Consider the following 24,554-nt stretch of genomic DNA (forward strand, 5'->3'; position numbering starts at 1 on the left):
TTAATGACCCAGAAGTGCTTTTGGATTTGAGGCTTTCCCTAAGGCTTCTTCCTGGGTAATATCTCCTGATTCCACTAGTTGTTGCAAGCACTGTTCAAGGGTATTCATGCCATCCTTGCTGCCCGTTTGCAATTGTGAGTAAATCTGGCTGACTTTTCGCTCACGGATGAGGTTTGCAATGGCTGGAGTATTCACCATCAACTCATAGGCTAGGGATCGCTTGCCCTTGGTGTTCTTGCAGAGAGTTTGAGTCATCACACCGAGCAATGAAGTTGAGACTTGGAGGCGAGCTTGCTCTTGTTGATCGCCTGGGAATACATCCACAATGCGTTCAACAGTTTTCGCGGCTGATGAGGTATGTAGGGTGCCAAGAACGAGGTGGCCAGTTTCTGCCGCGGTGATGGCGAGTTGAATGGTTTCTAGATCTCTCATTTCCCCGATGTAAATCACATCTGGATCTTCTCGGAGAGCAGCGCGCAGAGCAGAGGCAAACGTTTGGGTATCCCGTTTCACCTCGCGTTGGTGAATGATCGATGTTTTGGAGTGATTGAATTCGAATTCGATTGGATCTTCAATGGTCAGAATATGTCGTTTTTGTGTTTCGAGAATGCAGTTGATGAAGGCAGCCAATGTGGTTGATTTTCCTGAACCTGTTGGTCCGGTGCAAAGCACCATTCCACGATGTTTTTCTGTGAGATCAATAAATGGTTGCGGAAGTCCTAGGTCTTGCCAGCGCGGCAGGCTATCCGGAAGGATTCTCAGGGTTAGACATCGTTTTTCATTGGCCATGTAGGCATTGATTCGAATCCGTGATAATCCCTCGAGTCCGATCGATGTATCAAGATCTCCTGTTTGTTCGTATTGCTTGAGTTTTTCTTCACCAGCAATTTCCTTGAGTAATGAGGTCATATCCTCTGAACCCATCACATTCTGAAGAATCCGAATATCGGAGTTCACCCGTATCGCGATCGGTGAGCCTTCCTCTAGGTGGATATCGGATGACCCGGCTTTAATTGCAAAACCAACAATTTGACGTGCGATGCTCATGTTCTGTTCTCCATCAACACTTATTAATGATCAGTATTACAGATCTTCCGTAGTTCCGAAATCGTCGTGAGTTGTTTCGCAATGAGATCCACAGCATAGGTTTTGAGCGTCAGCATTCCATCATCAACGGCAACGGATTCAATCTCATGGGTTGATTTCTGTTGTTTGATCGCATCGCGGATATTGCTATTTACTTTCATTAATTCATAGGTTCCAATCCGCCCCTGGTATCCAGTGCCATTGCAACGCGTGCATAGGCTTCCTTCTTCTTTGCGTTGTTTCTTCTCTTCTGCGTTGAGTGCATTGGCAAAGCGTGCTGTGGTTCCCACAGGCAGTCCAGTGAATTGGCTTTCAGCATCATTGATAGGGCGTTCTGCACTGCATGACGGGCATACCTTTCGGAGGAGGCGCTGTGCCAACACTCCTCGCAATGATGCATTGAGCTTGTAGCCGGGAATTTCCATATCCATCAGGCGTGTTAATGAGCTTGAGGCGCTGTTCGCATGAAGCGTTGTGAAAACTAGGTGGCCTGTTTCTGCTGCATCCATCGATGATTCCGCCGTTTCTGGGTCACGTGTTTCACCAATCAGGATCACGTCGGGGTCTTGGCGTAAAAATGTTCGAAGCAGATTTGCAAAGGATTGCCCCTTGGCACGAATCACTGGAAATTGTTGAATATTGCCGCCTAGGTCGTATTCAATGGGATCTTCTGCAGTGACGATATTTAGCTCGCCAGTATCTTTTTCGCGTAGAGCAGATGCGAGTGTTGTGGATTTGCCTGAGCCTGTGGGGCCAGAAACTATAATGATTCCATTTGCCTCTTCGATAATTTTTCTAAAATCTTGTCTGACATTGTCGTTCGAAATCAATATATCGAGGCTGAGCATATCGTCATTGCTATTGAGGAAGCGCATCACCATCTTCTCTCCAAATTTTCCGGGTGCTGTGGCACAGCGGAATTCCATAATTTGATTTTCAAAGCTGCGTCGAATTTTTCCATCTTGGGAGGCACGTCGTTCAGCAATATCCATGTTCGCCATGTTTTTCAAGCAGGCGGTCAGTTTGATGCCTGCAGAGCGAGGCATGCTCACATAGCTCTGCATCACACCATCGCGGCGCACTCGAACTTTGTATTCTTCCTGCCTCGGTTCTAAGTGAATATCTGAAACGCCTGAACGTGCTGAGTTGATGAGGATCTTTGCCGCCGCTTGCTGAATTTTTGTGCCTAGCATTTCGCTGGACAAATCTAGGGCTGCTTCTTCAATAATTTGTTCATCGCTGTCATCAAAGTCGAAGTCAAGACCATGCGGATTATTATCGTCATCAGCTCCCTGCAGAGCGTCGAGTACAGCATCATCGCTAAATTCAAATTCATCAAGACTGCTGTCGCTGATTATTCGTTGTTGGCTCGCTTCATCTAAAAGGCTTTGGATCTCTGCTGGTGGCTTTTCAATGAATTGACATTCAAGCCCTGCATTGGAGACTCTGCCTTTGATGAAATCACCAATTGTTCCTAGGTAGCTGAAGTTACCTATTGCGATTGTTAGCTTCTGGGAGTTACTCGCACTATTTTGTTCGACCCCAATCGGTACAACAATATTTTCTCGGCACCATTGGAGGGAGAAGTAAGTGTCTACAAGCGCTCTAGTTTGCATGTGCTTTATATCCATTAATTAATAATCTCGCAATACCAACTATTTCCGGTCAACTTGCACATAAATTCGTCTCTCATTCTGGGTTGTTTTTTACACTTTTCTTCGTATTCGGTAAATGTTTTTGTACTGCCGTCACACATGTAGTAGGTTTTCTTGCATGCGCCAGGTCCATTTATGTCTGGAATAAATTCCCCACTGTAGTTGCTTTCTGCTTTTTCATCGACGAGTTTTCCGCATTTGAACTCTTGACTGTTCCGAGCACATATTTCGTACGCACTTTTTTCACTTTCTTCAAATAGTTTTCCCTCGCATAGGTATACCTTGCTCCCATCACTAAGTGTTTGTTCTCCATTGGGATTATTTGCTTTGTGATAAAGCACTTCCCACGCTTTTTGGCTACCTGCATCTTCTCCTTCGTAAAACCAGAACTGCTTGGCTCCACATTCGGTGATTGTTATTGAGGTGCTGCTCGGATTCGTGTATGGAGGTGTACTTTCTCGTTTTGCTTTGGTTTTTTCAGTGCATATTTTTCCGTATTTTGCAGCAAGTGCGGCGTCATAGCTGTCTGCTGTAGTGCCAACTTTTTTTCCATCAAGAGCGTAATAGGGCGCATTGCAACCATTCGTTGTGCATGTTGCACTTTCCGCTTTTGGTGGATTGCTTGGGCAGCCACTGGTTGCAGAACTATTCCACGAATAGGTTTTCCCGTTACCTGTTGATTTGAGCCAGTTGTCAAGATTTTCTTTGCAGGTTGCCTGGGCTGCTGCTATCAATGCGTTGTAATTCAGGAAGTCTTCGAGGCCTTCTACGCTGCTTGTATTGCTTCCGGCCCAGCTTTTGGCCGGTGCTGTTGTTTCTCCTCCTGCATCAACGGCTTGCTTGGATACTTTCCCGGATTCGCTGATGCTGAAGCCAAGGTCTGGAAGCCTTTGAGGCGTGGTGCTATCGGTTGTGGTGATTAGTACACTTCCGCAGTTTTTCAAATCTGCCTTGAACTCATAGCTAATGCTTTCCATTAGCTCGTTTGAAAGTATTGCTTCGTCAGTGATTTTGCCCAGCCGAGCTGTTCCTTCGTTTCTTAGACCTTGCAGGCAATCGGCTGCTGCCGAATTCAGCATTGATTTTGCTTGGTCTACTTTGGCGTAGTCCAAGTATTTTAGATAATTAGGAATTGCCAGGCTTGACAATATGCCAAGCCCAGCGAGCACAACAATGAGTTCAATAAGAGTGAACCCATTTTTTGTCAAATGGATATTTCTTTTTTCACTTTCTGGCATTTTCAATTATAGCCAGCCTGTTGCTATTGCTCCTGCCGCTCCGGCGCATCCAATGTTGTAAGTGGTTGCTCCAGCAGCCACTGTTCCACTTACGCAGAATTTTGTTCCTGCAGTTGTCACCTTATAGGTTGGAAAAGAATCTGCGGTAACTGGCACCGCAAATACGTCTCGAATAGCACCAGCTGCGGCCCCAGTACCTGTAAAGCATGATGTTGAATCTGCTGCGTTAGTTCCAGCGGCGGCTTCAGCTGCTGCTTGGGTGGCAGGGGCTCCACCTACAACGCCAGTAATTCCACCGAGAGTGTCGGCGGTTCGATCAGACGCAAAAATAATGAACCCAGTAATGGCTGGTTCCTGAAATTTGGAGTTGGCATTTGCTTGTCCACGAGCTTTTGCTACTTGGCACTCTTTAAATGCCGTAATAGCTGCTTGTTGTGCAGCACGACCTGTGGCGTCATCACTGACTCCCAAGAAGTTGGGTAATGCGATAGCTGTCAGAACAGCAAGCACAGCGATCACAACAACCAGTTCAATCAGCGAGAAGCCTTTTTCGCCAGGTTTACGGCTGAGTGCACGTTGGGTGCGTGGATTCTGCAGGTAGGCCTGGAGAAGGTTCATTTTCATCATTGAAATATCCTCTCCATTCTGAGTTGTCTAGGGCCTGCACAGCAACCCCCTCCGTCACAATTGCGTTCTACGCATGAAGCATCTTGGCTTCTGCCCACGGCGGTGAAGTTCAGTCGGCTGCCTTGAGGCTTGGGGTTTCATCGGCTCAGGTGTTAGACGCCAGCGCGTCTTTGGTGCCCTGGACGCCTCGTTTCTCGGCTCGGGCATTAACCAGTGGGCTGCGGGACTATCCCGATCGTCACCACCATCAATTGGTGGGTCTGATCGCCAGGATCCACGGTCTTGAGACAAGTGCTGTAGCCCCAGGCAATGGTGCCGCTGAGTTGTTCACTTGGGCCGGTCGGGATGCGGCAGCGCTCGGAATTAGCTCGCTGCCAGCTCCTGGCTTTGCCGACTATTCCCGTGCCTTGGCCTGTTGGCAAGGGCGCTCGCTGCCTCAGACATTGGCGTTGCAATGGGATGTCGCTTTCCCACAGCCGTTTCCCCCGCCATCAGAAGCGGATGTGCTTTGGATATGCAACCCGCACAACCCCACCGGCCAACTGTGGAGTCGTGAATCATTGGAGCCATTGCTTCAGCGGTATCGGCTGGTGATCTGCGATGAGGCCTTTCTGTCGTTGGTGCCCGATGGCGAGCAGCAATCCTTGATCCCTCTGGTTTCCGAGCATCCCAACCTGGTGGTGATTCGCAGCCTCACCAAGCTCTATGGCATCGCTGGCCTTCGGCTCGGCTATGCCATCGCACAACCCGAACGTCTCCAACGCTGGGCCCAGTGGCGAGATCCTTGGCCCGTGAATGGCATTGCCTCTGCTGTTGCAGAGCAGTTGTTGGCGTCGCCGGCGAAATACCAACGCTGGTGCCGCCGTGCCCAAAGCTGGGTCGCTAAAGAGGGCGCTTGGATGCAGCAACACTTGGCTCAGTTGCCTGGCATTACGCCGATGCCGTCGGCAGCGAACTTTCTCCTCATCCATGCGGAGCAGTCGTTGGTTGCGCTGCGGGAAGCGGTTGAGCAGCGCCATCGGATTTTGTTGCGGGACTGCCGCTCGTTTGAGGGTCTGGGTGAGTGTTGGTTGCGGATTGGCCTGCAGAGTCGTCGCAACAACCGCCGCATTATTCGTGCCCTTAAGCAGGAGCTCGATCGCGCCCCGTTGGTGTGACCTCAGCGCACCAAGTTGGCGAGCAATCGGGCTAACTGCGTATCGGCATCCCGTTCGGCGAGCTCGTCCATTCCGATGCGCATCTGTTCGAGCAGTTCAGGAGGGGAATCTGCGTCCCCTAAACGTGCTCCGAGTAGGCGGCGAATGCTGTTGCCGAGGGCGGGGTGGTCTGGGTCGTGTTGATGCACGATCACAGCACCACCCAGCTCGGCGGCACAGGCGGCATTGGCGTCTTGGTGTTGATCGGCTGCTTGGGGGAAGGGCACCAGGATGCTGGGCGTGCCGCACACCGCCAGTTCACTGAGGCTGCCCGCACCGGCCCGGCTAATCGCCAGGTCGGCATGTTGCAGTAGGCCGGGGATGTCGTCGCTGAAGCGGCATTCCGCTAGCAGGGGGTGCTGCAGCTCACCCACGTCGGGATCGTTGCCCCCCGTGAGATGCACCACCCGACAGCCCCTTTCCAGCAGCTCGGGAAGAACAGCCCGCACCATGCGGTTGAGGCCGAGGGCGCCCTGGCTTCCGCCCATCACCACCAGCAACGGCCCAGCTCCGGAGGGCACCCAGTCCGGCAGGGGCTGCGCGGCGAGAAAAGTCGACCGCACCGGAGTGCCGGTGAGCACGGGGCGGCAGCCCGGAATTCGTTCAGCGGCCACCGGCAAGCCAACGGCCACGGCGGAGCAGAAACGCCCCAGCAGACGCGTCACCCGGCCGGGGATTGCATTCGATTCATGCAACACAGCAGGCACCCCGCACCAGCGCGCCCCAAGAATCGCCGGCGCGGCGATGTATCCGCCGGTGGTGAACACGGCCTCGATTTGATGGGTTCGGATCAGGCGCCGCACGGTGATGCTGGCCGCCAGCAGCCGAATCAGCTGCACCAGTTTGGTGACGCCACGGCCCTGCAGGCCTCCAGCGTTCACGGTGATCAGCTTGAACCGAGCGGGCACCAATTCGGTTTCGAGGCGATCAGGCACGCCCAGCCAGCGCACCTGCCAGTGCCCGTCGAGGGCGTCTGCCACCGCCAGTGCTGGAAACAAGTGGCCGCCGGTGCCACTGGCCGCGATCAGTAGCCGAGTCATGGCGGCGGACGTCCCCGTTCTCCGGTCCTAACCTAGATCGATTCCCGTAACAGGCCTGTGCATCGTTTTTGGCGAATGGCCCTTGTGACGGCGTTGTGCATCGGAGGGCTGCCACTGCATAGCCCGGGACGGGCGGCCACGGATGCTTTGGCGTCTGGATCGTTCGCGCAGCGCTTGCAAACTGCCTTGAACAGTGGGTCGGAACAGGGCCTTGAAGCCGTGGTGGCGCCTGAGCTGCTGCCAACGCTGGCGCGTCGCTATCAGGCGTTCCGCAACGATTTTCCAGGAGTGAACTGGGCTGTTCAGCCGGCCGAACCCTTGGCGGATGGCCGTTCCACGTTCGTGGTGACGGTGAATGGCTCCACCACCGCGCAGGGGTTGAGCTATCGGCTCCAATCTGAGGAGCGTCTAGCGATTCGCACCGATGCAGGTCGGCTCGTTGCTCAGGATGTGATCTCGCAGGAGTCGTTGTTGCGCAGCGGTAAGCGACCGTTGCAAGTGAGTATGGGCATTCCCGATGTGGTGCTCACCGGCAGCCGTTACGACATCGATTTAATTGTCGATGAGCCTTTGGGTCAGGCAATTGTGGCGGGGGGGTTGATTGAGCTCACCGATCAACAGCTCACCACCCTTTCGCAACCCAACCTGCGGTTGGCCCCCTTGGGAGGTGGAGGGTTGTTCAAACGCGTGCAGGCGCCCCAGCGGCCTGGATCACAAACCTGGGCGTTGATGCTGGTGCACCCCGACGGCGTTGTAACGGCGACCAAGCGGGTGCAGATCGTGTCTACTTTCAACGATCAAGCCCAGATTTAGCACGATATCGCCACTAAATAGTCACTGAATCATCACGATTTCGTGTGGTAATGGCGATGCAGGGCCGACACGTCCTCGTCGCCATGGCCCCGCTCCATCAGGTTGTTTTCCAGGTTGGCCACCAGTTGCGTCACTGGGAGGTCCAGGTTCACGTCGTCTGCAGCATCCAGGGCAATGCCCAGATCTTTGTGATGTAACGCCATCCGAAAACCCAGGGGGTACTCGGCCATCAGCATCGAATGGGCGCGATGGCTGAGGGCCCACGACCCAGCAGCGCCCCCTTGCAAGGCATCTACCACTGCCTCCATCGGAAGTTCAAGCCGTTGGCCAAGGGCCATCGCCTCCGCCACGGCGGCATAGCTGCCGGCCACCAGCACTTGGTTCACCGCTTTCACCTGCTGTCCGCGTCCCACCGGCCCAAAGTGATGGATGCTGCCGCCAATGATCTCGAGCACGGGGCGGGCACGCTCTAAGGCGGCTGGCTCGCCCCCCACCAGCACCGTTAAGGAGCCTGCCTTGGCTCCCTCGGTTCCGCCGGTGACGGGGGCATCCACGTAATCAACGCCTTGGCGGGCGAGCCGCTGGGCCAAGGCGATCGCCGTTGCTGGCGCGATCGTGGAGCAATCCACCACCACGCTGCCCGCTGCCAGTTGACTACTGGCGCCATTCGCTCCGAACAGCACGGCCTCCACGGCTGCGTTGTCGCTGACGCACACCAGCAAAACGTCCACGCCTTCGGCGGCTTCGGCGGGCGTGGCGCAGGCGATGCTCCCTTGCAGGCTTGGATCTCGCTCGGGGCTGCGGCTTCGGGTGTGAACGCGCAGGGGAACGTCGGCACGCCTGAGGTTGGCGGCCATGGGAAGTCCTAGGGCGCCGAGACCGATCACTCCCACCCGCAGGTCACGTCTGGTCATGCTTGGTGGCTGTTTGCGTCAGAGTTTCGCGGGCAGCCGCGCCAAAGTGCATGTACTTGCACTGTTTTGGAATGAAGTCTTCCATCCGTCGCCACGGCAGTGGCCTGCTGCTGTTGGGATTGCTCGTTGTTCCTGTTTTTGGCGAGAGCGTCTTGGCCAAGGCCAATCGCACCCCGATCACGCCTGAGCAGGAGCAAGCCTTGATTCAGGGCCATCGATCCTGGTCGAAGACCAGCTACAGCAAGCGTCGCAGTGCGATGGATCGCACGATGGCTTGCGTCGATGCCGCTGACTCGAAGCAAGACTTAAAAACCTGCCGGCAGCAACGCAAAGCAGCGCGTCGCGCCCTTCGGAAGGAGCATCACGCCTACATGAATCAGGTGCGTGAGCAGGCTGGATTGCCGATTCGTTGAGAGACGCGCTTCGCATCCGTAGACAACACATAAAAAAGCCCCCATTTGGGGGCCAATCTCAAAGCCATTGCTGGCCTTGTCGTTTGTTGGTGATCGCTTAGGCGTTGTCGAGGGCTGCAACGCCAGGCAGCACTTTGCCTTCGAGCAATTCCAGGCTGGCGCCACCACCGGTTGAGATGTGCGACATCTTCTCGGCGAGCCCTGCTTTCTCCACAGCGGCGACGGAGTCGCCACCACCAATGATCGTGCAACAGCCTTTGCCACCGATTTCAGCCAGGGTTGTGGCGATGGCGTTGGTGCCGGCAGCAAATTTGTCGAACTCGAACACGCCCATCGGGCCGTTCCAGATCACGGTTTTGCAATCAGCCAAGGCGGCTTGGAACACCTTGATGGCATCGGGGCCGATGTCCAGTCCCATCCAGCCGTCGGGGATCGCCGTCACGTCGGCGATTTGGCTGTTGGCATCTGGGGCGAAGTTGTCGGCCAGCACCACGTCGGTGGGCAGCAGCAGTTCCACACCTTTGGCTTTTGCCTTGGCTTCCAGCTCTTTGGCTAGTTCCAGCTTGTCTTCTTCCACGAGGCTTTTGCCAACGGCCAAGCCGCGGGCTTTGTAGAAGGTGAAGATCATGCCGCCGCCGATCAACACCTTGTCGCACTTGTCGATCAGGGCTTCGAGAACACCGATTTTGGAGCTCACCTTCGAACCACCAACGATGGCGGCGAGGGGACGCTTGGGTTCGTCGACGGCACCCTGCAGGTACTGAAGCTCCTTCTCCATCAGGAAGCCGGCCACGCTCGGCTTGAGGAATTTGGTCACGCCTTCGGTGGAGGCATGGGCACGGTGGGCGGCGCCGAAGGCGTCGTTCACATAAACATCGGCGAGGCCAGCCAGCTTCTCGGCGAAGCCTGCATCGTTCTTCTCTTCTTCAGCGAAGAAGCGAACGTTTTCAAGCAGCACCACGTCGCCGTTGGCCATCGCACCCACCTTGGCTTCGGCGTCGGGGCCAATGCAGCTGTCGGTTTTGGTGACGGTTTTGCCGAGCAACTCGCTCAGGCGTGCGGCCACCGGTGTGAGGCGCATTGCGTCGTTCACCTGACCCTTGGGGCGACCAAAGTGAGCCGAGAGCACAACCTTGGCGCCCTTGCCAACGAGGTCGTTGATGGTGGGCAGCGCTGCGCGAATGCGGGTGTCATCGGTGATGGCACCGGCATCATTAAGGGGAACGTTGAAGTCAACCCGCACGAGGACGCGTTTGCCGCTCAGGTCGCCAGCATTGAGGCTGGCCAGGGAACGCTTCGCCATAGGGTTGTCTCGTGCGGTAAGAAATCGACGAGAGATTAACCTGTGTTTCGCGTTGTGAACGCCTTAGCACGCGATGTAGGCCCAGATGGAGCTGTGGCTAGCTCCGTTGGCGCTAGCTCGTTTCCTGATGGATCAGAGCCTTCCGCCGAATCAAATCGCTGATCAAGCCTTGGTGTTGCCGCATCTGGCGGACGCGTTGAATGGGAGGGTGATCCTGATGAGCATTCGCGGCGTGAACTTCGACAGCCACCGTGGGTGCACCGTCGTTCGGGTGATGTCGTGAGTGCACCTCCGATTCAGTGGTATCCCGGCCACATCGCCAAGGCGGAGCAGCAGCTCAAGCGCAACCTCGAAAAGGTTGACCTGGTGATTGAGGTGCGTGATGCCCGTATTCCTTTGGCCACAGGCCATCCCCATCTCAACCGTTGGTTGAAAGGGAAGCAGCATTTGTTGGTGATCAACCGGCGCGACATGGTCACCAAGGAGGCATGGGCGGCCTGGGAGCAGTGGTTTAAGGCCAAAGGTCAGCGCACGGTTTGGTGTGATGCCAAGGCCGGTACTGGGGTGAAGCAAGTGCAGCAGGCGGCGATCCGGGCTGGGGATCAGCTGAATGAGCGGCGTCGAAATCGTGGGATGCGCCCGCGGGCCGTGCGTGCCCTCACCCTCGGTTTTCCCAACGTTGGTAAATCGGCCTTGATCAATCGATTGGTGAAAAAAAAGGTGGTCGCCAGTGCCCGGCGGGCGGGCGTCACCCGCACCCTGCGTTGGGTGCGGCTGGGCCAGGACTTGGATCTGCTCGATGCTCCAGGTGTTCTTCCACCCCGATTGGATGATCAACAGGCCGCCTTGCACCTTGCCCTCTGTGATGACATTGGCCAGGCGGCTTACAACGGCGAGTTGGTGGCTCAGGCCTTTTTGCAGCTGTTGATTGATTCGTCGGAACGAAAGGCATCTGGGGTGGTGCTCAGTGTGTTGGAAACGCGGTACGGCATTCCTGTGGCCGGTCAGACCCTTGACCCCCTCTATTGGCTCGAGGCGGCTGCGGCGCGACACACCTCGAACGACACCGCCCGCATGGCGCAGCGGCTTTTGGATGACTTTCGTAAATCCGCCCTAGGCAACATCGCCTTGGAATTGCCGGAGCTTCTCAACCGTTGACGTCGTCGGAACAGGGCCAAGGACGACCTCCCCTGCCAGAGGAAGTGTTTACGCACACGTTCGGGGAAGGCGAGGGGGAGTTGGTGACGCTCACCTACCCGAAGCCGCTTCCGATGCGGCTGGATCGCTGGTTGGTAAGCCAACGCACGGAGCAGAGCCGTGCTCGGATTCAAAAATTTATTGATGCTGGTTATGTGCGCGTCAATGGCAAACAGGGAAAGGCCAAAACACCACTTCGGGAGGGTGATCAGGTTCAGTTGTGGATGCCCCCGCCGGAGCCACTGCCTTACTTAAGGCCCCAGCCGATGGATCTTGATGTGCTCTTTGAGGATGAGCACATCATCGTGCTGAATAAATCGGCTGGGCTCACAGTGCATCCAGCTCCGGGTAATAAAGACGGCACATTGGTGAATGGATTGCTTCACCATTGCCCCGATCTTCCTGGCATTAGTGGGAAATTACGCCCGGGAATTGTGCACCGGCTGGATAAAGACACAAGCGGCTGCATTGTTGTCGCAAAATCTCAAGAAGCCCTTGTAAAACTGCAGGTTCAGATTCAGAAACGGGTGGCTTCAAGGGAATACTTTGCTGTGGTTCATGGGGTTCCAAATGGCGATAGTGGAACGATTATTGGTGCGGTGGGTCGCCATCCTGTCGACCGAAAAAAATATGCCGTGGTGAGTGATGAATCCGGGCGTTATGCCCGCACCCACTGGTTTTTGGTGGAACGTTTTGGCGATTATTCCCTCCTGCGCTTCAAGCTCGATACGGGTCGAACGCATCAGATACGGGTGCATTGTGCCCACATCAATCATCCCGTGGTGGGGGATCCCACCTACAGCCGTTGTCGCAAACTTCCCGTGGATCTTCCCGGCCAGGCCTTGCATGCTGTGCAGTTGGGATTGGACCATCCGATCACAGGAGAGCGCATGGTGTTTGAGGCACCATTGCCCCCCGTGATGGAGAAGTTGTTGCTGGTGTTACGTCGACGCTCCGGGGCGCCATCCGCCGGTTAGATCAATCGGCGCCCTCTGCTGATTGGTTCAACGCGGCAGTCGAGGGCAGGCGTCCACCAGGGTGCGACTAATCGCCGCCTGGGGCGCCTGAAAGATGCGATCGCCCGGACCCTCTTCCACGATGTGCCCATGGTCGAGGACGATGACGCGATGGCAGAAGCCACTGGCCACGCTCAGATCGTGGGTCACAAAAATCATCGCCAGCCCAAGCTTGTGTTGAAGCTGCCGTAATAGGTCCAACACTTCCGCTTGAACTTCGGCGTCGAGCATGCTCACGCTTTCATCGCAGATCAGCACCTTGGGCTCCAAAGCCAGAGCGCGGGCAATCGCCACCCGTTGTTGTTGGCCGCCCGAGAGCTGTTTTGGCAAGCGGTTTTGAAATTGATCAGCCGGGCTTAAACCCACTTGTTCCAGAAGGCTTCGGGCTCGCTCCCGGGCAGCCGCCTTTGAGCAGAGGCCATGGATCAGCAGCGGATCGGCGATGGCATCCGCCACGCTCAGGGCTGGATTCAGGCAGGCCAGTGGGTCTTGAAACACCATTTGAATCGCCCGTCTAGCAACCCGTAGCGACGGTCCACGCAAGCGCAGTAGATCTTGTCCAAGCAGGTGAACTTGTCCTCCGCGGATGCTGTTCAGCCCCATCAGAGCCCGACAGAGCGTGCTTTTGCCGCATCCCGATGCCCCCACCACCCCAAGACTTTCGCCGGCGAGGAGCTCGAAGCTCACATCGTCGACAGCTTTGAGCCACACCGGCGACCAAGGCATGCCACCGATGCCATGCCAGCAGCGCATCGCATCCACCCGCAGGACGGGTTCGCTGCTTGGACGTTCCGGGGATTGCCCCCCTTCCCGCGCCAGGGCCGCAGCGACAAGTCGCTTCCCCACCGCGGATTGTGGCTGCGTGAGCAGTTGGTGGCTTGGGCCCTCTTCCACCCGGCGCCCCCCATCGAGCATCGCCATGCGCTCGCACCAGCGGGAGGCCATGGCGAGGTCATGGCTGATCAGCAGCAAGGCACTGCCTAATTCACGGCAGAGTCCACTCAGCTCCGCCATCACCTGACCAGCCACGGCCACGTCCAAGCTTGTGGTGGGTTCGTCGGCAATGAGCAGCGGCGGTTCGAGAGCAATGGCCAGGGCGATGGCTAAGCGTTGCCGCATGCCTCCGCTGAGCTCATGCGGATAGGCCCGGAACCGTTGCGCACCGATGCCAACGCGTTCCAACAGGTCGAGCGCCCGCGTTTTGCGCCATTGGGCACTGCTGGAGGATCGATGCGCTTTCAAGGTGTCGAGCAGATGCTCTCCCACGGGCATCAGCGGATTCAGCCGCGTCATCGGGTCTTGAAACACCAAACCAGCCGCTTGTCCGCGCAACTGACGCAGGGCGGGGCGATTCAGTTGGCGCGGGTCTTGTCCGGTGAGTTTCAACCCCCCTTCGCAGGTGGTGCCCATGGGAAGCAGCTGCATCACCGCCCGCGCCACCGTGCTTTTGCCACATCCAGACGACCCCACTAACGCCAGGGTCTCTCCGGCTTCTAGGCACAGATCCAGTCCATTCAGGGTCCAACTCTCGCTGCCGGGATACCGCAACTTCAGCTGATTGAGCTCCAAAACTGGCCGTGCCATATCGCGGACGGACGGGGAGACGGAAGGACCAGCTCTGCATACCATGGAATGACCCGCCGGGCCGGATGCGACACGCCGCCTCAACACCGGATGAACAAAGAGCCAGTCAGGGCTCGGCATTGTTCACGCGCGGTTTGCCGGAATTAAGGCAGCGTCCGATTCGAAATCCAGAGGACTATCAGATCGTCTTGCCCGAGTGGCTGCGGCAATGCATTGCCAACGTGCCGCCAGGAGCGGGTCAAAGTTGTCCGACCGATCCAGAGGCGTTGCTGGTGTCGGCTTTCGACTTCAGTTTTCAGCTGCATGAGGGGCAATTCCGGGCGAGTGGCGATCCCTACATCGTTCATCCCGTGGCGGTGGCTGATCTGCTGCGCGATATCGGCGCCAGTGCTCCGGTGATCGCTGCGGGTTTCCTTCACGATGTGGTGGAAGACACCGACGTATCCCTCGAGGAGATCCAAGCGCATTTCGGCTCGGAAGTGCGTGAGCTGGTGGAGGGGGTCACCAAGCTCGGTGGCATTCATTTCAACGACCGCACCGAGGCACAAGCCGAAAATTTGCGCCGGATGTTTATGGCGATGGCCAGTGACATTCGGGTTGTGTTGGTGAAGTTGGCGGATCGGGTTCACAACATGCGCACCATCGGTGCCCTCAAGGAGGAAAAGCGTCAACGGATTGCGCGGGAGACCCGCGAGATCTATGCCCCCCTCGCCAATCGTCTTGGTATCGGACGGTTCAAATGGGAGCTTGAGGATCTGGCGTTCAAGTTGTTGGAACCCGAGGCCTTTCGGGAAATTCAGCAAGAGGTGGCCACCAAGCGCAGTGAGCGGGAGCAGCGGCTGGGGGTCACCGTTGGTTTATTAAATGAACGGTTGCAGCGCGCCGGCCTTGAGGGTTGTGAGGTGAGTGGTCGGCCCAAACATCTTTATGGCATCTGGAGCAAAATGGAGCGCCAACAAAAGGCGTTCCACGAGATCTACGACGTGGCAGCGCTGCGGATCACGACGCCCAGCGTGGAGACCTGTTACCGCGCCTTGGCTGTGGTGCACGACACGTTTCGCCCGATTCCTGGACGGTTTAAGGACTACATCGGTTTGCCGAAGCCGAATGGCTATCAGTCGCTGCATACAGCGGTGATTGGTCGTCATCGACCGATCGAGGTACAGATTCGAACCTTGGAGATGCACCAGGTTGCCGAATTTGGGATTGCTGCCCACTGGAAATACAAGGAGGGCGGCTCACCCGCCAGTTGCGGCAGTGATGCGGAACGGTTCAACTGGCTGCGGCAGCTGGTGGATTGGCAACAGGAGGGTGGCAATGACGACCACAACGACTACCTCTCGTCGATCAAAGAAGACCTCTTCGATGAGGAGGTTTTTGTGTTTACGCCCAAAGGTGATGTGGTGGGTTTGCGCAAAGGTGCCACCGCCGTTGATTTTGCCTATCGGATTCACTCCGAGGTGGGCAACCATTGCAATGGTGTGCGCGTGAATGATCGGCTGTGTCCCTTGGCGACCCCGCTGCAAAACGGTGATTTCGTTCAAGTGTTAACCAGCAAGACCGCGCACCCCAGCCTGGATTGGCTCAATTTTGTTGCCACGCCCACCGCCCGCAATCGGATCCGCCAGTGGTACAAGCGCAGCCATCGAGATGAAACGATTGAGCGGGGGAAAGATCTGTTGGAACGGGAGCTTGGCCGCGACGGCTTTGATCTTCTTTTGAACGGCGACACCATGGTGCGCGTAGCCCAGCGCTGCAATGTCGTCACCACGGAAGACCTCTTGGCTTCGTTGGGATTTGGCGCGGTGACGCTGCAGCAGGTTCTCAACCGCTTCCGTGAGGAAATCAGGCTGCAGGCGCAAGAGGAGGAGGAGCCCCTCAGCAATGAAGAGGTCGCTCTCGCTCTGGTGGCACCCAAGGAGTCGGCTCAGCCCCATCGCCGTGGAGCGGGGGCCATCTTGGGGATTGAGGGATTGGACTATCGCCTCGGTGGTTGCTGCAGTCCGTTGCCGGGTGAGGCGATCGTGGGCACCGTTGCCCTTGGCAATCACGGCATCACGATTCATCGGCAGGATTGCACCAATGTGGAGTCGATCCCGCGGGAACGGCGCTTGCCGGTGCGCTGGAATCCCAAGCCCGATGGCGACCGCCAGAACTTTCCGGTGCAGTTGCGCATCGAGGCGATTGATCGCGTGGGCATCTTGAAAGACATCCTGATGCGCCTCTCCGACGGGGGGATCAACGTCAGTGATGCGCGGGTGAAAACGGCAACTGGTCGGCCGGCCTGTATTGATCTACGTGTGGAACTCCAGGGTGCTGATCAGTTGAGTCGCACTCTCTCCCAGATCCGCTCGATGGCTGATGTGATCGATATTGCGCGGATCGGGGTGAGTTGAGGAGCATTGCTTGAGCAACCTTTTACTGGCGTTGCCATTTGAGGGTTCGATCGAATCGTTGGGTGCGGCGTATTGGGATGTGGTGGAGGCAGCGCAGTTTCCGCGCACGCAACTGCGCTTTCGGAACGATGCTGTGCTGCATCAGTTGGGGGTGGAGTCCCAGCAGATTTCGGATACCGATCTAGAGCAGGCCTTCGGACGCTTTGAAGGCCGGGTTCCCTTCCTGGCCCTGCGCTATCACGGCTTCCAGTTTGGGAACTACAACCCCCAACTCGGCGATGGTCGGGGCTTTCTCTACGGGCAGCTGCGAGACCGCCATGGCCAGCTTCAAGACTTCGGAACCAAGGGCTCGGGAACGACGCCATGGAGCCGGGGTGGCGATGGACGACTCACCTTGAAGGGAGGTGTACGGGAGGTGATCGCCTCGGAAGCCTTGCATCGACTGGGCGTCACGACGAGTCGAACCGTCTCCTTGATTGAAACCGGGGAGGATCTGTATCGCAGTGATGAGCCTTCGCCCACGCGAAGCGCGGTGATGGTGCGTATGGCGCGTACCCATTTGCGTTTTGGCACCTGTGAACGACTCCTGTATCTGGGTGATGCCCCCGGCTTGGAGCGATTGCTGTGCCATGTGGTGGCTGTGTATTACCCCGAGATTGCGGTAGCCCATCCCGCTGGCGCTGGCGATCGCGCTGGACTGCAGCGTCAACTCTTGGCCTTTTACGGCGAGCTTGTCGAGCGGGTGGCGCGCTTAGCGGCTGAGTGGATGGCGGCGGGCTTCGTCCATGGGGTGCTCAACACCGACAACATGTCGTTGGTTGGCGAAAGCTTCGACTACGGGCCGTTTGCCTTCCTCGACCGTTGGGATCCGTCCTTCACTGCGGCCTATTTCGACCAGACCGGGTTGTACGCCTACGGTCGTCAGCCTGCAATTTGTCGGAAGAATCTGCAAATGCTGCAAGAGCCCCTCGCCCTGCTGCTCCCCCGGGAGGTGATGGAGGAACGGCTCGAGCGATTTGCCGAGGTTTATAGCCAGCACTACTGCTCTCGGATACGGCGTCGGTTGGGCTTGCCTGAGGCTGGAGATGATGCGGTGGTGCGCCATGCCTTGGCGTTACTCGCGGCTTGGCCGGTGGGGTACGGCGACTTTTTTGCGTCGTTGTGTCGACGTGTCGTTGCGCAAGGACTGCCGGAGGAAGCGGACGCTCTAGAGCCATTTGTTCTGGACGCGCCTGCGCCGCCGCGGGATGTCTGGCAGGCCTGGCGAGATGCCTGGTGGATCGAACAACGCTCGACAGCGGATGTGATCCAGCGCTTACAGCGCTGGAATCTGTCGTGTCCCCCAACGCGGCCGTTGATCGAAACCCTCTGGGAGGCCATTGATCAGCATGACGATTGGGCGCCCTATGGCCACTGGTTAGACACCGTGATGGGGCGAGATGGCTGAATGCTGCGGCGCTGAAAGAGTTTGTAGGCCACCAGGCCACTCACGGCCGCCAAGATCAGGCCCACCAGACTCGACCCCAGCAAAATGCGTTGGGTGAAGTCCCAACCCTGGAGCCAAAGGTTGCTGCGGTTGATCGAGCTGAGAGTGTCCGCGCCAGCGCTTGGGCCCAGCAGTTGATCTCCCACCAAGTAGTTGAACCAATACAGCGGGATATAGGTGAGTGGATTGCTCACCAATGTTCCGGCGGCGGCCAGTAAATGGTTGCCCTTCAACAGGGAGGCGACGCCAACGCTCACCACGATTTGCAAGCCGAAAAAGGGAAAGCAGCCACAAAACACCCCTGCAGCTAGGCCGCGGGCACGTTGTCCAGGAGTTCCCTCTTGCGCCCAAAGCCAGTGAAGACTCCGTCGGAGTCGGTGGCGACTGGCTCGCAGCAGCCGGCGCATCAGCACTTGCAATCAAAAGAGGTCCGGATCCTAGGTATGGAGTTACACACCCTGCCTTCGCTGTGCCTCGTCTCGACACCATTGCTGCGGTCGCTACGGCTGTGGCACCAGGGCAGGGGGGGATTGCCGTGATCCGGTTGTCGGGGCCGGTGGCTGAGCAGGTTGGTCAAGCGGTCGTCCGATGTCCTGGTCGTCAGGAGTGGGGCAGCCATCGGATCCTCTATGGCCATGTGATGGCGGTTGATGGCCAACGTCGGTTGGATGAGGTGCTGCTCTTGTTGATGCGCGCCCCCCGCAGTTTCACCGGGGAAGATGTGGTGGAGATCCATTGCCATGGCGGGGTGATGGCGGTGCAGCAGGTGATGGAGCGGGTATTGGAGCAGCCCGGGGTGCGGCGGGCCTTGCCGGGAGAGTTCAGCCAACGGGCAGTGCTGAATGGCCGCCTCGACCTCACCCAGGCGGAAGCGGTGAGTGCGTTGGTGTCGGCGCGAAGTCGGCGGGCTGCCGATCTCGCGATGGCCGGACTCGACGGTGGGATTCAGGCTCGAATCACGGCCTTGCGGGAGCGGTTGTTGGACCAGCTCACAGAGCTCGAGGCTCGGGTTGATTTCGAGGACGACCTGCCGCCGCTCGATGGCACTGCCTTGTTGAACGAACTGCAAGCGGTGCGAACCGAGCTGTTGGCTTTGGTGGCGGATGGGGAGCGGGGGGATGCCCTCCGGCATGGCCTACGGGTGGCGTTAGTGGGGCGACCCAATGTTGGAAAAAGCTCGTTGTTGAACCGCCTCAGCCGTCGGGAGCGGGCGATTGTGACCGAACTGCCCGGCACCACGCGCGATTTGTTGGAGAGCGAAATCGTTCTAGATGGGGTGCCAATCACGCTGATGGACACGGCCGGGATTCGTGCCACGAACGATGCCGTGGAACAGCTCGGAATTGCGCGCAGTGAGGAAGCGTTGATGTCGGCTGATCTCGTGCTGCTGATCGTGGATGGTCACGCCGGTTGGACCGAGACCGACGCCCAGTTGCTGGCGCGCATTCCCAACGCCGTCCCCCGCGTTGTTGTCGCGAATAAGTCCGATCTCGATGGTCCACCCTTGCCGAGAGAGGTAGATGTGCAGTTCTCAGCCCTCAATGGAGCCGGCGAAGACGCCTTGGTTCAGGTGTTGCTTGAACGATGTGGCGCTGGGGATGCGGCCGCAATTGTGCTGTCGTTGAATACCCGTCAGCGCGATTTGGCGTCCGCGGCGGCGGCGGCATTGGCGCGGAGTCACGAGGTGGCACAACAACAATTGCCCTGGGATTTTTGGACCATTGATCTGCGTGAGGCGATCCGTGGCCTTGGTGAAATCACCGGAGAAGAACTCACGGAAGCCGTGTTGGAGCGCGTTTTCTCCCGTTTTTGTATCGGGAAATAGGCTCAAGGGCCCGACGTATTGAGCTGTGGACTGGCAGGCCCCGGCAATCAGCCGTGCTTTGGATCGTTGGTTGGATGAAGACATCGGCCGCGGCGATCTAACAGCGGTTGCTCTGCAGGGGCAGCAGGCGGCGGCGCATTGGCTGGCGAAACAGTCGGGCCGCTTCTGTGGCGGTCCGGTAGTGCAAAAGCTCTTCGAACGCTTAGATCCCGCCTGCCAGGTTCAGTTGCTGGTGGCCGACGGAGAGCCCGTACAGCCTGGGCAGCGTCTGCTGGAGCTTGAGGGCCCCGCCACCGCCCTTGTGGCTGGGGAGCGCACTGCCCTCAATTTGGCGATGCGCCTGTCTGGAATCGCGACGGCGACCGGGGAGTTGGTGGCGCAGTTGGATGGCACTGGGGTTCGATTGGCCGATACCCGAAAAACCACGCCGGGGCTGCGCATGTTCGAGAAATATGCCGTCCGTTGTGGTGGTGGCAGCAACCACCGCATGGGCTTGGATGATGCGGCGATGCTCAAAGAAAACCACCTCGCTTGGGCTGGGGGAATGACTGCTGCCATCGACGCGGTTCGCCATCAGGCGCCCTGGCCATGTCGGGTGATTGTGGAGGCGGAAACGGGCGAGCAGGCCTGTGAAGCGGTGCAAGCCGGGGCCGATGGGGTGTTGCTGGATGAGTTCAGCCCCGAGCAGCTGCAGGTATTGGTGCCGCGCTTGCGCCAGCTGGCTCCGGGCGGTGTTGTGCTGGAGGCGTCTGGGGTGCAGCCCGAACAACTCCGTGCCTTTGCCGCCACTGGGATCGACCTGATCTCAACCAGTGCCCCGATGACCCGCAGCCGCTGGTTGGATCTGAGCATGCGCTTCAGTTGAAACGGCAGGCGATGATCAGAGCCGGATCCTCCCGGCCCTGCACTGAACATGCTCAGCCTGTCCCAGACCCTGGATGCCCAGCTGCGGGCGGCGATGCAACGGGCTTTTCCGGATGCGGAAGCCACGTTGGATCCGCAACTTGCAGCAGCAAGTAAGCCGGAATTTGGCGATTTTCAGGCCAACGGTGCGCTTCCGTTGGCCAAACCTTTGAAGCAGCCGCCGCGTCAGATCGCGACGGCGATCGTGGACCAGCTCAGCGGCGATGAGGCGTTCAATGCGCTTTGTTTGGCGCCGCAGATCGCAGGTCCAGGCTTCATTAATCTCACCATTCGCCCGGAGCGGCTGGCGGAGGAGCTTGCCGCACGCTTAGGCACCGATCGTCTTGGCGTTCCCGCCGTCGACAATGCGGCACCCGTCGTGGTGGATTTTTCCAGTCCCAACATTGCCAAGGAGATGCATGTTGGACACTTGCGCTCCACGATCATTGGCGACTCCCTGGCGCGGGTGTTGGAGTTTCGCGGCCATTCCGTGTTGCGGCTGAATCATGTGGGCGACTGGGGCACCCAGTTCGGGATGCTGATTACTCACCTCAAGCAGGTGGCCCCTGAAACCTTGGACACCGCCGATGCGGTGGACTTGGGAGACCTCGTCGCGTTTTATCGCGAAGCAAAAAAACGCTTTGATGACGACGATGCTTTTCAGGCCACCTCCCGCGACGAGGTGGTGAAGTTGCAGGGGGGGGATCCCGTGTCGCTGAAGGCTTGGGGCCTGCTGTGCGACCAATCCCGTCGTGAGTTTCAGAAGCTCTACGACCGGCTTGATATCCGCTTGAGCGAACGAGGCGAATCTTTCTACAACCCCTATTTGCCGGCGGTGCTGGAGGGCCTGAAAGCGGTCGACTTACTGGTGACCGACGACGATGCCCAGTGCGTGTTCCTTGAGGGCGTGACGGGCAAAGACGGCAATCCGTTGCCTGTGATCGTGCAGAAGCGTGATGGTGGTTTCAATTACGCCACCACGGATCTCGCCGCCATTCGCTACCGGTTTGCATCGTCGCCTGCGGGGGATGCGGCGCAACGGGTGATTTACGTGACCGATGCAGGCCAGGCCAACCACTTTGCTGGGGTGTTTCAGGTGGCGGAACGGGCGGGTTGGATTCCCGCTGAGGCCCGTCTTGAGCATGTGCCCTTTGGGCTGGTGCAAGGGGAAGACGGCAAAAAGCTCAAGACCCGCGCCGGCGACACCGTGCGGCTTCGAGATCTATTGGATGAGGCGGTGGAGCGGTCGGAACAGGATCTGCGGTCGCGCTTGCAGGAGGAGGAGCGCACCGAGTCCGATGCGTTCATCTCCCATGTGGCCACCACCGTTGGTCTGGCGGCTGTGAAGTACGCCGACCTCAGCCAAAACCGTCTCACCAACTATCAATTTTCCTTCGATCGGATGCTGGCCCTGCAGGGCAATACTGCGCCTTATTTGTTGTATGCGGTGGTCCGCATTGCTGGCATTGCTCGCAAGGGTGGAGATCTCGGCGTGTCCAACGCTGCCTTGCAGTTCAGCGAACCCCAAGAGTGGGCTTTGGTGCGGGAGCTACTCAAATTTGATCGGGTGATTGTCGAGGTGGAAGACGAGCTCTTACCCAATCGCCTCTGCAGCTACCTGTTCGAACTCAGTCAGGTGTTCAACCGTTTTTACGACCAGGTTCCTGTGCTCAAAGCGGAACCCTCTGCATTGGCATCTCGCTTGGCCCTCTGCCGTCATACGGCCGATACGTTGCGATGTGGTTTGGCGCTTTTAGGGATTCCAACGCTGGAGCGGATGTGATGCAGGGTCTGCCGGAGCAGCCTCAGTGGCTGTCCAAGTGGCAACTCAACACATCGGAATGGAACCAGTTGGGGGCCGCATTGGTGACGGCTGTGGTGCTGGTTCTGCCCATTTGTCTGTGTGTGCCGCTTTACCAAGACGACTTTGAGCGGGCGGTGAACGGCATGCATTCCTGGGCCAGGGATGGTCGCCCTTTATCTGATCGTGATCGAGACGACAACATGGGCGCGCTGCGTTCGATTGGGTCGTCAGCCTTGATGGATGTTGCTTTCCAGGGGCGACGCCTTCAGGAGATGTTCAAGGCACCAGAGGTGAACCCATGACGATCGCTGCTTCGGAGCATTCCGCTTCGTTTTGGTCCCTCACGTCACGGGATCGCGGGCAGTTGGTGGCGGCCTTGTGGGTGGGTCTGCTGCTCGTGGTGCCGTTGGCACTGAAGGTGCCGATGTTTATCGACGATTTCGGGCGTTCGCTCAGTGGCTCTTACGACTGGTCGAAAGATGGTCGTCCCTTGGCGGAGCTGATCTACCAAACCCTGATGCTGGGCTCCGACCGCGTTGTTCTCACCAGTCCGCTGGGCCAACTGCTCTGTCTGCCGGGCATGGCGCTGTCGAGTTTGTTGCTGTGCCGCATCGTTGGACATCGCGCGGCCTGGGCCGGAGCTTTGGCGACCATTTTTTTGTTTGGTCAGCCCTACGCATTGCAGACCCTGTCGTACTCCTTCGATTCACCGTTGATGGTGTTTGCGGTACTCCTATGCCTAGGGGCTGGTGCATGCCTGGTGTTGTGCTCAGGCCCCCGCTCTCGTATTGCGGCAGTGGCGCTCGGGGTGTGCTCGTTGGCCACGTATCAGCCGGCCAATTCTGCGTTTTGGATCGTCGTGTTGATGGCTTTGCTCTTCCCCGATGGGACGACAGGGCGATCTGGCTGGAGGGTTTTCGCCGACTTGGTGGCCTGTCAGGTGTTGGCCTTGTTGATTTACAAGTACGGAGTTTTTAGTCAACTGGAGCTGAAGGATTACGCGGCTTACCACTCGGCTTTGCCTCCGCTTGGTGATCTTCCAGCTGTGTTGGTGGAAAACAGTGGCCGTTATCTCTCCACCCTGCATGACGACTGGCGGGAGACCGAGGCCGGTTTGGTTTTTTTCATTGCTGCTCTGGTCGCGTTGCTCACTGCCTGCTTGGGCAGGCAAAAGGCATTGAGGCCTGGGGCGATGCGATGGCAGCCGGCCAGATCGGTTGGCTTCGGAACACTCGCTGTGTTGGTGATTGTCGCCCTATCCCATGGACTCCCTCTGCTGCTCAGTCGACCAATCTTTGAACCGCGCACCTTTGTGGGGATTGGCGTCGTGATGGCCAGCCTCGCTTTGATTGCCACCCGGAAGGGTTGGCGAGGCTGGTGGAACCGTGGGGTGTTGCTCGTGTTGGTAGCGGCGGCGTGGGCCTGCATCACGATCACCTATGCCTATGCCAATGCTCAGGCGGCGCAGCAGGGCTTGAATCAACAGGTGCTGCAGTCGCTGACCCAAACCCTGCAGCAGCGTGGACTCCGCAACGCTGATTTCGATCGTGTGGTGATCACGGGGAAAACACCGCGGGCGCCGGTGGCGGACAACACCTTCCGGACCTTTCCTTACCTCAAGCGCCTGGTGAAGCCCGTGAAGGGCAACTGGTGGGGGCATATCGGCTTGAAACATCAGGGCTTCCGTAAGCCGTTCAAGATGCTGCAGCCTGAGGACATCGGTACCCCTCAACCGATTGCATCGACATCGCTCTACAGCTTGGCCAAAGAAGGGAAAACCCTTGTGGTTCACTTCCACGACTCTTGATGTTGTCTTCGACCGATCGCCGTGCCCTTGCGGTCGCCATCGGTGTCGCTGCACTGATCGTGGTGCCGTTGGGCTTGCACGCACCGCTTTATTTCGATGATTTGGGTCGGTCTCTGAATGGTTCCTATGGCTGGAGTGAGAATGGACGCCCCCTCGCGGATTTCGTCAGTCAGCTGCTCTTGATGTGAGCACCGCGCACGGTGCTCACCAGTCCGCTGGACCAGTTGGTTGTTCACTCGCTTGTTTCAACA

23 protein-coding genes are annotated in these 24,554 nt (G+C 57.9%); 14 read left to right on the plus strand and 9 right to left on the minus strand.

What is annotated here, in order from left to right; all coding sequences use genetic code 11:
• Genes BL107_RS02700 through BL107_RS13290 form a run of 4 tightly spaced genes read right to left on the minus strand, consistent with a single transcriptional unit; the run spans position 1 to position 4,603 of the window.
• The gene (locus tag BL107_RS02700; RefSeq protein ID WP_009788731.1) at positions 1-1,047 is read right to left on the minus strand and encodes a type IV pilus twitching motility protein PilT; all 1,047 of its coding nucleotides are present in this window, start codon (positions 1,045-1,047) and stop codon (positions 1-3) included.
• Between the two features lie 23 nt (positions 1,048-1,070).
• Positions 1,071-2,717, minus strand: coding sequence for a GspE/PulE family protein (locus BL107_RS02705; RefSeq protein ID WP_009788732.1), 1,647 nt, complete (start codon positions 2,715-2,717; stop codon positions 1,071-1,073).
• The gene (locus BL107_RS02710) at positions 2,717-3,979 is read right to left on the minus strand and encodes a type II secretion system protein (protein WP_037987958.1); all 1,263 of its coding nucleotides are present in this window, start codon (positions 3,977-3,979) and stop codon (positions 2,717-2,719) included. Before BL107_RS02710 ends, BL107_RS02705 begins: the two co-directional genes overlap by 1 nt.
• Before the next feature lie 6 nt (positions 3,980-3,985).
• A complete protein-coding gene (locus BL107_RS13290) occupies positions 3,986-4,603 on the minus strand; it encodes a prepilin-type N-terminal cleavage/methylation domain-containing protein (RefSeq protein WP_304412109.1) in 618 nt (205 codons plus the stop codon).
• Between the two features lie 86 nt (positions 4,604-4,689).
• On the opposite strand from BL107_RS13290, the gene BL107_RS02720 reads away from it, so the two are divergent.
• Positions 4,690-5,763: an aminotransferase class I/II-fold pyridoxal phosphate-dependent enzyme gene (locus BL107_RS02720; protein WP_009788735.1), complete on the plus strand. Its 1,074-nt coding sequence runs from the start codon at positions 4,690-4,692 to the stop codon at positions 5,761-5,763.
• A 2-nt stretch (positions 5,764-5,765) separates the two neighbouring features.
• Here BL107_RS02720 and BL107_RS02725 read toward each other — a convergent pair whose 3' ends face one another.
• Positions 5,766-6,842, minus strand: a complete 1,077-nt coding sequence (locus BL107_RS02725) for a glycosyltransferase (RefSeq protein ID WP_009788736.1) — start codon at positions 6,840-6,842, stop codon at positions 5,766-5,768.
• A 75-nt stretch (positions 6,843-6,917) separates the two neighbouring features.
• Between BL107_RS02725 and BL107_RS02730 the strand changes: the two genes are divergently transcribed.
• A complete protein-coding gene (locus BL107_RS02730; RefSeq protein WP_009788737.1) occupies positions 6,918-7,655 on the plus strand; it encodes a hypothetical protein in 738 nt (245 codons plus the stop codon).
• Positions 7,656-7,687: 32 nt separating this feature from the next.
• Here the strand turns inward: BL107_RS02730 and BL107_RS02735 are convergent, their stop codons facing one another.
• Positions 7,688-8,569 (minus strand): NAD(P)-dependent oxidoreductase, encoded by an 882-nt coding sequence (locus tag BL107_RS02735; protein WP_009788738.1) that lies wholly within the window; start codon positions 8,567-8,569, stop codon positions 7,688-7,690.
• A 71-nt stretch (positions 8,570-8,640) separates the two neighbouring features.
• On the opposite strand from BL107_RS02735, the gene BL107_RS02740 reads away from it, so the two are divergent.
• The gene (locus BL107_RS02740) at positions 8,641-8,982 is read left to right on the plus strand and encodes a hypothetical protein (RefSeq protein WP_009788739.1); all 342 of its coding nucleotides are present in this window, start codon (positions 8,641-8,643) and stop codon (positions 8,980-8,982) included.
• Between the two features lie 97 nt (positions 8,983-9,079).
• Here the strand turns inward: BL107_RS02740 and pgk are convergent, their stop codons facing one another.
• A complete protein-coding gene (gene pgk, locus BL107_RS02745; RefSeq protein ID WP_009788740.1) occupies positions 9,080-10,285 on the minus strand; it encodes a phosphoglycerate kinase in 1,206 nt (401 codons plus the stop codon).
• Between the two features lie 85 nt (positions 10,286-10,370).
• Here pgk and BL107_RS02750 point away from each other — a divergent pair, with 85 nt between their 5' ends.
• From BL107_RS02750 to BL107_RS02760, 3 genes are read left to right on the plus strand one after another with little or no spacing between them, the layout of a single operon-like run.
• Positions 10,371-10,568, plus strand: coding sequence for a hypothetical protein (locus tag BL107_RS02750; protein WP_009788741.1), 198 nt, complete (start codon positions 10,371-10,373; stop codon positions 10,566-10,568).
• The gene (ylqF, locus tag BL107_RS02755; RefSeq protein WP_009788742.1) at positions 10,565-11,443 is read left to right on the plus strand and encodes a ribosome biogenesis GTPase YlqF; all 879 of its coding nucleotides are present in this window, start codon (positions 10,565-10,567) and stop codon (positions 11,441-11,443) included. Before BL107_RS02750 ends, ylqF begins: the two co-directional genes overlap by 4 nt.
• Positions 11,440-12,459, plus strand: coding sequence for an RluA family pseudouridine synthase (locus tag BL107_RS02760; protein ID WP_009788743.1), 1,020 nt, complete (start codon positions 11,440-11,442; stop codon positions 12,457-12,459). The genes ylqF and BL107_RS02760 overlap by 4 nt, the downstream gene beginning before the upstream one ends.
• A gap of 27 nt (positions 12,460-12,486) precedes the next feature.
• On the opposite strand, the gene BL107_RS02765 is transcribed toward BL107_RS02760, so the two are convergent.
• Positions 12,487-14,127 (minus strand): ABC transporter ATP-binding protein, encoded by a 1,641-nt coding sequence (locus BL107_RS02765; RefSeq protein WP_037987962.1) that lies wholly within the window; start codon positions 14,125-14,127, stop codon positions 12,487-12,489.
• Positions 14,128-14,147: 20 nt separating this feature from the next.
• Between BL107_RS02765 and BL107_RS02770 the strand changes: the two genes are divergently transcribed.
• Both BL107_RS02770 and BL107_RS02775 read left to right on the plus strand, forming a co-directional pair.
• Positions 14,148-16,478: a bifunctional (p)ppGpp synthetase/guanosine-3',5'-bis(diphosphate) 3'-pyrophosphohydrolase gene (locus BL107_RS02770; protein ID WP_009788745.1), complete on the plus strand. Its 2,331-nt coding sequence runs from the start codon at positions 14,148-14,150 to the stop codon at positions 16,476-16,478.
• Between the two features lie 10 nt (positions 16,479-16,488).
• The gene (locus tag BL107_RS02775; protein WP_009788746.1) at positions 16,489-17,925 is read left to right on the plus strand and encodes a YdiU family protein; all 1,437 of its coding nucleotides are present in this window, start codon (positions 16,489-16,491) and stop codon (positions 17,923-17,925) included.
• Here BL107_RS02775 and BL107_RS02780 read toward each other — a convergent pair.
• Positions 17,883-18,371 (minus strand): DUF2062 domain-containing protein, encoded by a 489-nt coding sequence (locus tag BL107_RS02780; RefSeq protein ID WP_050749822.1) that lies wholly within the window; start codon positions 18,369-18,371, stop codon positions 17,883-17,885. The genes BL107_RS02775 and BL107_RS02780 overlap by 43 nt on opposite strands.
• Before the next feature lie 62 nt (positions 18,372-18,433).
• On the opposite strand from BL107_RS02780, the gene mnmE reads away from it, so the two are divergent.
• Genes mnmE through BL107_RS02810 form a run of 6 tightly spaced genes read left to right on the plus strand, consistent with a single transcriptional unit; the run spans position 18,434 to position 24,491 of the window.
• Positions 18,434-19,789, plus strand: a complete 1,356-nt coding sequence (gene mnmE / locus BL107_RS02785) for a tRNA uridine-5-carboxymethylaminomethyl(34) synthesis GTPase MnmE (RefSeq protein WP_009788748.1) — start codon at positions 18,434-18,436, stop codon at positions 19,787-19,789.
• A 25-nt stretch (positions 19,790-19,814) separates the two neighbouring features.
• Positions 19,815-20,654: a carboxylating nicotinate-nucleotide diphosphorylase gene (gene nadC, locus BL107_RS02790; protein ID WP_009788749.1), complete on the plus strand. Its 840-nt coding sequence runs from the start codon at positions 19,815-19,817 to the stop codon at positions 20,652-20,654.
• 48 nt (positions 20,655-20,702) lie between these two features.
• Positions 20,703-22,475 (plus strand): arginine--tRNA ligase, encoded by a 1,773-nt coding sequence (argS, locus tag BL107_RS02795; RefSeq protein WP_009788750.1) that lies wholly within the window; start codon positions 20,703-20,705, stop codon positions 22,473-22,475.
• Positions 22,475-22,798, plus strand: coding sequence for a hypothetical protein (locus BL107_RS02800; protein WP_009788751.1), 324 nt, complete (start codon positions 22,475-22,477; stop codon positions 22,796-22,798). Before argS ends, BL107_RS02800 begins: the two co-directional genes overlap by 1 nt.
• Positions 22,795-24,303 (plus strand): glucosyltransferase domain-containing protein, encoded by a 1,509-nt coding sequence (locus BL107_RS02805; protein WP_009788752.1) that lies wholly within the window; start codon positions 22,795-22,797, stop codon positions 24,301-24,303. Before BL107_RS02800 ends, BL107_RS02805 begins: the two co-directional genes overlap by 4 nt.
• Before the next feature lie 2 nt (positions 24,304-24,305).
• Positions 24,306-24,491, plus strand: coding sequence for a hypothetical protein (locus BL107_RS02810; protein ID WP_232192730.1), 186 nt, complete (start codon positions 24,306-24,308; stop codon positions 24,489-24,491).
• Positions 24,492-24,554: the final 63 nt, after the last annotated feature.

It is taken from the genome of Synechococcus sp. BL107, from assembly GCF_000153805.1.
Taxonomy (GTDB): domain Bacteria; phylum Cyanobacteriota; class Cyanobacteriia; order PCC-6307; family Cyanobiaceae; genus Parasynechococcus.